This window comes from Streptomyces aurantiogriseus (genome assembly GCF_014649375.1).
GTDB classification, from domain to species: Bacteria; Actinomycetota; Actinomycetes; order Streptomycetales; family Streptomycetaceae; genus Streptomyces; species Streptomyces aurantiogriseus.
In genome coordinates this window covers 203,868-210,851 of sequence record NZ_BMSX01000020.1, presented here as the reverse complement: position 1 = coordinate 210,851, position 6,984 = coordinate 203,868, and the positions used below count along the sequence as shown (strand labels likewise).

At 72.5% G+C, this 6,984-nt stretch carries 7 protein-coding genes; 4 read left to right on the top strand and 3 right to left on the bottom strand.

All coding sequences use genetic code 11. From position 1 onward, the window contains the following. Positions 1–69 precede the first annotated feature (69 nt). Positions 70–1,116: a LacI family DNA-binding transcriptional regulator gene (locus IE263_RS35130; RefSeq protein WP_189942084.1), complete on the bottom strand. Its 1,047-nt coding sequence runs from the start codon at positions 1,114–1,116 to the stop codon at positions 70–72. Between the two features lie 298 nt (positions 1,117–1,414). On the opposite strand from IE263_RS35130, the gene IE263_RS35125 reads away from it, so the two are divergent. Genes IE263_RS35125 through IE263_RS35110 form a run of 4 tightly spaced genes read left to right on the top strand, consistent with a single transcriptional unit; the run spans position 1,415 to position 5,406 of the window. Further along, entirely contained in the window at positions 1,415–2,566 is a 1,152-nt protein-coding gene (locus IE263_RS35125; protein ID WP_189942083.1) for a Gfo/Idh/MocA family protein, read from the top strand. Then, positions 2,563–3,714 (top strand): dihydrodipicolinate synthase family protein, encoded by a 1,152-nt coding sequence (locus IE263_RS35120; RefSeq protein WP_189942082.1) that lies wholly within the window; start codon positions 2,563–2,565, stop codon positions 3,712–3,714. The genes IE263_RS35125 and IE263_RS35120 overlap by 4 nt, the downstream gene beginning before the upstream one ends. Positions 3,715–3,749: 35 nt before the next feature. Continuing rightward, a complete protein-coding gene (locus IE263_RS35115) occupies positions 3,750–4,550 on the top strand; it encodes a sugar phosphate isomerase/epimerase family protein (protein WP_189942105.1) in 801 nt (266 codons plus the stop codon). A 4-nt stretch (positions 4,551–4,554) separates the two neighbouring features. Further along, positions 4,555–5,406, top strand: a complete 852-nt coding sequence (locus IE263_RS35110; RefSeq protein ID WP_189942081.1) for an MOSC domain-containing protein — start codon at positions 4,555–4,557, stop codon at positions 5,404–5,406. Positions 5,407–5,648: 242 nt separating this feature from the next. On the opposite strand, the gene rbsD is transcribed toward IE263_RS35110, so the two are convergent. Beyond that, a complete protein-coding gene (gene rbsD, locus IE263_RS35105) occupies positions 5,649–6,038 on the bottom strand; it encodes a D-ribose pyranase (protein ID WP_189942080.1) in 390 nt (129 codons plus the stop codon). Further along, complete coding sequence (locus IE263_RS35100; protein ID WP_189942079.1) at positions 6,035–6,937, bottom strand: ribokinase; 903 nt, start codon at positions 6,935–6,937, stop codon at positions 6,035–6,037. The genes rbsD and IE263_RS35100 overlap by 4 nt, the downstream gene beginning before the upstream one ends. Between the last annotated feature and the right edge of the window lie 47 nt (positions 6,938–6,984).

Sequence of the window (6,984 nt, the reverse complement as noted above, 5' to 3'; positions counted from 1 at the left end):
CCTACCCCGGAGGCCGCCCCCGGCCTTGTTCCGGCCTACCCCGGAGGCCGCCCCCGGCCCTCTCCCGACCTACCCCCGAGGCCCCCCAGAAGACCCCCGCACCATCAACTCCCCCCGAACCGTGGCGATCCCCCCGGGCGGCGGCTCCTCCCGTCCCATCGCGATCCGCCCCGCCCGCGCCCCCGCCTCCGCCAGCGGCAGCCGCACCGTCGTCAGGGCGGGCACCGCGTCGATGCTGAAGGGCAGGTCGTCGAAGCCGGCGACCGAGACGTCCTCGGGGATGCGCAGCCCCGACTCCCGCAGCGCCGCGCACGCTCCCAGGGCCACCGAGTCGTTCGCGGCGACCACGGCCGTCAGCGACGGATCCCGGCGCAGCAGTTCCAGCGTCGCCTCGTAGCCCGCCCGCCGGTCGTACCGGCCGTGGACCGTCCAGCGGGGGTCCTCCTCGATGCCGGCGGCCGCCAGAGCCGCCCGGTGACCCTCCAGGCGGTGCCGGGTGGTCGTCCGCTCCTCGGGGCCGGCGATGTATCCGAGCCGCCGGTGTCCGAGACCGATCAGGTGCTCGGTGAGTTCCCGTCCTCCGCCCCGGTTGTCGAAGGTCAGCGCGATCGCCCCGGTCTCCGGGGCGGGCGGGCGCCCGCACAGGACGACCCGCGTCCCGGCCTCCCCCAGCTTCCGCAGCTTGGCCGCCACCGCCGCCGCGTGCGGCTCGTTCTCCACGGCCCCGCCGGTCAGCACCACGGCCGCGGCGCGCTGCCGCTGCAGCAGGGTCAGGTACGTCAGTTCACGCTCGGGCGAGCCCCCGGTGTTGCACACCACCGCCAGCCGCTCGCCGCCGGCTCTGCCGCCCGGCCCCCCGATCTCCGCCTGGATCGCGCTCGCCATGATCCCGAAGAAGGGGTCGGCGATGTCGTTGACCAGGATGCCGACCAGGTCGGAGGTGGCCGCCGCCAGCGCGCTCGCGGGCCCGTTCAGTACGTAGTCCAGCTCGTCCACCGCCCGCAGCACCCGCTCCCGGGTGGATGCGGCCACGGGGTAGTTCCCGTTCAGTACGCGCGACACCGTCGCGGGGGAGACCTGCGCGCGGGCCGCCACGTCCGCCAGGGTCACCGTCATGTCGTCGTCCTCCGGTCGCGCATCTCGTCGTACGTCGTCGTACGCCCTCGTAGACAGGCCGCGCCACGGGCATGGTTCCGGGCGTGCCGAGCAGACCTTACGTCCCAGGACCCCGGTTGTTCGCCCCCTCGAACAACTCGGGATGGACACGGTCTTGTCCAGACCGCTGGTCAGAGGCTAGCTTCTCATTGGATAGAAAGCGCTTGCTGTAACGCTGATCAGGAAAAGGCGTACGCGGCGCGCACAACCGCGTACGAGACGCGTACGAACGCTGCGTACGACCTACGAAGGGACCGACGTGACACGCAAGACGGTGCGTATCGCCATGAACGGCGTGACCGGGCGCATGGGCTACCGCCAGCACCTGGTCCGCTCCATCCTGGCCATCCGCGAACAGGGCGGCCTCGACCTCGGCGACGGCACCGTGCTGTGGCCGGAGCCGATCCTGGTCGGCCGCCGCGAGCACGCGCTCAGGGCGCTGGCCGAGCAGCACGGCCTGGAACACATCTCGACGGACGTCGACGCCGTCCTCGCCGACCCGACCGTCGACATCTACTTCGACGCCCAGGTGACCTCCGCCCGCGAGGAGGCGATCAGGAAGGCGATCGCGGCCGGCAAGCACATCTACACCGAGAAGCCCACCGCCACCGGTCTGGACGGCGCCCTGGAGCTGGCGCAGCTCGCCGCCGCGGCCGGCATCAAGCACGGCGTCGTCCAGGACAAGCTCTTCCTCCCGGGCCTGCTGAAGCTGAAGCGGCTCATCGACGGGGGCTTCTTCGGCCGCATCCTGTCCGTCCGCGGCGAGTTCGGCTACTGGGTCTTCGAGGGCGACTGGCAGCCCGCCCAGCGCCCCTCGTGGAACTACCGCGCCGAGGACGGCGGCGGCATCGTCGTCGACATGTTCCCGCACTGGGAGTACGTGCTGCACGAGCTGTTCGGCCGCGTGAAGTCCGTCCAGGCCATCGCCACCACCCACGTCCCGCAGCGCTGGGACGAGAACGGCAAGCCGTACGACGCCACGGCCGACGACGCCGCGTACGGCATCTTCGAGCTGGAGGGTGGCGCGATCGCCCAGATCAACTCGTCGTGGGCCGTGCGCGTCAACCGCGACGAGCTCGTCGAGTTCCAGGTCGACGGCACGGAGGGTTCGGCGGTCGCGGGCCTGCGCAACTGCCGCGTCCAGCACCGCTCCCTCACCCCGAAGCCGGTCTGGAACCCGGACATCCCTGCCACCTACTCCTTCCGCGACCAGTGGCAGGAGGTCCCGGACAACGAGGAGTTCGACAACGGCTTCAAGGCCCAGTGGGAGCTGTTCCTCAAGCACGTCTACGCCGACGCCCCCTACCACTGGGACCTGCTGGCCGGCGCCCGTGGCGTCCAGCTCGCCGAGCTGGGCCTGAAGTCCTCGGCCGAGGGCCGCCGCCTCGACGTTCCGGAGATCGCGCCGTGACCATCCAACTCCCGGACAGCAGCGGTGCCCTGAGGGCGTACGAGCCCCGTCAGGAGCCCCTCGCCCTCAGCCCCGGTTCCCCCTTCACCTCCCGTACGGTCTTCTCGGCGGCCCACGTCGTCGCCGACCCGTACGCCGACGTCTCCCCCGACTCGCCCGCCGCCGTCGACTGGGACGCCACCCTCGCCTTCCGCCGCCACCTGTGGTCCCACGGCCTCGGTGTCGCCGAGGCGATGGACACCGCCCAGCGCGGCATGGGCCTGGACTGGGCGGGCGCGGCCGAACTGATCCGCCGCAGCGCCGCCGAGGCGCGGGCGGTCGGCGGCCGGATCGCCTGCGGCGTCGGCACCGACCAGATCACCTCGGGCACCCTGGCCGAGGTCCGCGCGGCCTACGAGGAGCAGCTCGCGCTCGTCGAGGCCTCCGGCGCCCAGGCGATCCTCATGGCCTCCCGCGCCCTGGCCGCGACGGCACAGGGCCCCGAGGACTACCTCGAGGTCTACGGCCACCTCCTGCGCCAGGCCTCCGAGCCGGTGATCCTGCACTGGCTGGGCCCGATGTTCGACCCGGCGCTGGAGGGCTACTGGGGCTCGTCCGACCTGGACGCGGCGACGGAGGTGTTCCTGCAGGTCATCGCCGCCCACCCCGACAAGGTCGACGGCATCAAGGTGTCCCTGCTGGACGCCCAGCGCGAGATCGACCTGCGCCGCCGCCTCCCGCAGGGCGTCCGCTGCTACACGGGCGACGACTTCAACTACCCGGAGCTGATCGCGGGCGACGACAAGGGCTTCAGCCACGCCCTGCTCGGCATCTTCGACCCGCTGGGGCCGCTGGCGGCGGAGGCGGTCCGTGTCCTGGACACCGGCGACACGGCCGGCTTCCGGGAGCTGCTGGACCCCACCGTCGAACTGTCCCGCCACCTCTTCCAGGCCCCCACCCGCTTCTACAAGACGGGCGTGGTCTTCCTGGCCTGGCTGGCCGGCCACCAGTCGCACTTCACGATGGTCGGTGGCCTGCAGTCGGCCCGCTCCCTCCCGCACTTCGCCCGCGCCTACGAACTCGCCGACGGCCTGGGTCTTTTCCCGGACCCCAAGCTGGCGGAGGAGCGGATGAAGACCCTCCTCGCGCTGTACGGAGTGACCCAGTGAGCAATCCACAGTTGGCGCGCTTCTCCATCAACCAGATGACGGTCAAGCAGCTGTCGATGCCCGAACTGGTCGACGCCTGCCGCGAGCTGGGCGTCGGCAACGTCGGCCTCTGGCGCGAGCCGGTCCAGACGTACGGGGTGGAGGAGACGGCGAAGCTGGTCCGCGACGCGGGCCTGACGGTGACCACGCTGTGCCGCGGCGGCTTCTTCACGGCGATCGACCCGGACGAGCGGGCGGCGGCCCTGGCCGACAACCGCCGCGCCGTCGACGAGGCCGCCACCCTCGGCACGGACACCCTGGTCCTGGTCTCGGGCGGCCTGCCGGCGGGCTCGAAGGATCTGCGCGCCGCACGCGAACGCATCGCGGACGCGCTGGCGGAACTCGGCCCGTACGCGGAGGAGCACGGCGTCCGCCTGGCCATCGAACCCCTCCACCCCATGTACGCCTCCGACCGTTGCGTGGTCTCCACCCTCGCCCAGGCCCTGGACCTCGCGGAACGCTTCCCGGCCCACCAGGTCGGCGTGACCGTGGACACGTACCACATCTGGTGGGACGACAACGCGCCCGCACAGATCGCCCGGGCAGGCGCCGGCAACCGCATCCACACCTTCCAACTCGCCGACTGGACCACCCCGTTGCCCGAGGGCGTCCTCAACGGCCGCGGCCAGATCGGCGACGGCGCGATCGACATGCGGGAGTGGAAGGCGTACGTGGAGGCGGCCGGATACACCGGCGCCATCGAAGTCGAGCTGTTCAACGAGGAGTTGTGGGCCAGGGACGGACGGGAGGTGCTGGCGGAGACCGCGGAGCGGTTCGTGGCACACGTGATCCAATGAGGTCATGAGCCACACTGACGTGACAGGGACCGTCGGCGCGCTGTGGCGCTACCCGGTCAAGTCCCTGCTCGGCGAACGGATCGGCCGGGCCGAGGCGACCGACCGCGGCCTGGCGGGCGACCGGCGCCTCGCGCTGCTCGACCGGGAGACCGGCAAGGTGGCCAGTGCCAAGGCCCCACGCCGGTGGAGTGACCTCCTGCGCTGCACGGCGACGACGACACCGTCCGGGGCCCGCATCACCGCCCCGGACGGCACGACGTGGGAGAGCACCGACCCGGACGTCCACGACGGTCTCTCGGCGTACACGGGCCGCCCGGTCACCCTGACGGCCACCCCGCCCCCGGCCGCCACCCTGGACCGTTCCCGCCCGGAGGAGGTGCTGGGAGAGGGAGCGGAGGACGACGTGACGGCCGACGTGACGGCCGATGTCGTCGGTTTCGCCGCGGCGGCGCCCGGCACCTTCTTCGACTTCGCGCCGGTGCACCTGATCACCACCGCGACCCTGGCGCGTATCGCCGCCCTGAGCCCACGGGCCACGGTGGAGCCGGAGCGCTACCGCCCCAACCTGCTGATCACCACGGCCGACGAGGGCTTCACCGAGAACCACTGGCTCGGCAAGGAGCTGACCATCGGCGAGCACGTCACCCTGCACGTGATCGCCCTGACCCCCCGCTGCGCCGTCCCCACCCTCATCCACGGCGACCTTCCCCGCGACCCCGACGCCCTTCGCGTCCCGGCTCGCCACAACCGCGTCCCCGCCCTGCCGGGGCGGGCTCCGGAGGCGTGCGCGGGGGCGTACGCGCGGGTGGTGCGGGGCGGGTGGATCCAGGAGGGGGACGCCGTCCGCCTGGGGTGAGGGGCCCTCGGCCTGTGCGGAGAAGCCCCGGGTTTTCGGCCCGTCAAGATTTTCGCAAGAACAGTGCAACCCTTCCCGGCCTCCGGGTGTCGTACAGGGCATCAGGACTTCTGGAGGGGGATCTGGGGGGATCGCGGGGGTTCTGATCGTTGGAGGGGGCAAGCCGAGGGGCTCGATCGACGGATCGGGCCCCTCGAAGCGTATGCGCGCGGGTCAGCGGAGTGTGCGCGCAGGTGAGCGGCTCAGAAGAACACCCCGCACCGCAGCAGCACATTCGCGTACGGCCGCGCCTCACCCGTCCGTACGACCAGCCGCGCCCGTGCCGACAGCTCCTTCAGCTCCTCGTGCGGGACCAGCGCCAGCTCGGGAAAGTGTCCGTCCAGCAGCGCGGAAGCCGCCGGATTCGCCGCCCGTACCTCGGCCGCCGCCGTCGCCCCCTCCACGACCAGCTCGGCGAGCAGGCCCTCCAGGACCTCCGCGAACGACGGCACCCCCGCCCGGAAGGCGAGGTCGACCACGCGCGGCCCGTCCGGTATCGGCATACCGGCGTCACACACCAGCACCCCGTCCCCGTGCCCCAACTCGGCCAGCGCACCGGAGAGATGACGGTTGAGAATCCCGGCCCGCTTCACAGGCTGTCGACCTCCTCCGCCGTCGGGAACGACTCCTGCGCGCCCCGCCGGGTGACCGCCACCGCCCCCACCCGCGCCGCGTACGCCGCGGCCTCGACGAGAGAGGAGCCCGCGCCGAGCCTCCAGGCCAGGGCCGCCGTGAAGGAGTCACCCGCGCCCGTCGTGTCCACGGCGTCCACCTTCACCGACGCCACCCGGGCGACGCCCTCCGAGGACGCCACCAGCGCGCCCTGCGAACCCAGCGTCACGACCACCGACCGGGGCCCCTTGGCGAGCAGGACCCGCGCCCAGTCCTCGGGCTCGTCGCCCACGCCCGCGTCCCCGAGGATCACCCTCGCCTCGTGCTCGTTGACGATCAGCGGATCGCAGGCCGCCAGCACCTCGGCGGGCAGCGGACGGGGCGGGGAGGGGTTGAGGACGAAGCGGCTGTCCGGCGCCAGACTCCGGACGACCTCCACGACCGTCTCCAGCGGGATCTCCAGCTGTGCCGAGACCACCCGGGAGGCGTGGAAGAGGCTGGCGGCGGCCCGTACGTCCTGCGGGGTCAGCCGGCCGTTCGCGCCCGGTGAGACGACGATGCTGTTGTCGCCCGACGGGTCCACCGTGATCAGCGCGACCCCGGTCGGCGCCCCGCCCACCAGCACGCCCACCGTGTCGACCCCGGCCGCCCGCTGCGAGTCGAGCAGCAGCCGGCCGTACGCGTCGTCACCGACCCGGGCCAGCAGGGCCGTACGGGCGCCGAGGCGGGCGGCCGCGACGGCCTGGTTCGCGCCCTTGCCGCCCGGGTGGACGGAAAGGTCGGAACCGAGGACGGTCTCGCCGGCCCCCGGCCGTCGTTCGACGCCGATCACCAGGTCGGCGTTGGCCGACCCTACGACCAGAAGGTCGTAGTCGTACATGAAAGAACTCCCCTGGTACGTGACGTGGGGCGGACGGCCGTACGGAC

Bases quoted from the DNA above. Each gene is read 5' to 3' on its own strand.
- IE263_RS35130 (WP_189942084.1), bottom strand. From the start codon at position 1,116: ATGACGGTGACCCTGGCGGACGTGGCGGCCCGCGCGCAGGTCTCCCCC.
- IE263_RS35115 (WP_189942105.1), top strand. From the start codon at position 3,750: ATGACGGTCAAGCAGCTGTCGATGCCCGAACTGGTCGACGCCTGCCGC.
- IE263_RS35110 (WP_189942081.1), top strand. From the start codon at position 4,555: ATGAGCCACACTGACGTGACAGGGACCGTCGGCGCGCTGTGGCGCTAC.
- IE263_RS35100 (WP_189942079.1), bottom strand. From the start codon at position 6,937: ATGTACGACTACGACCTTCTGGTCGTAGGGTCGGCCAACGCCGACCTG.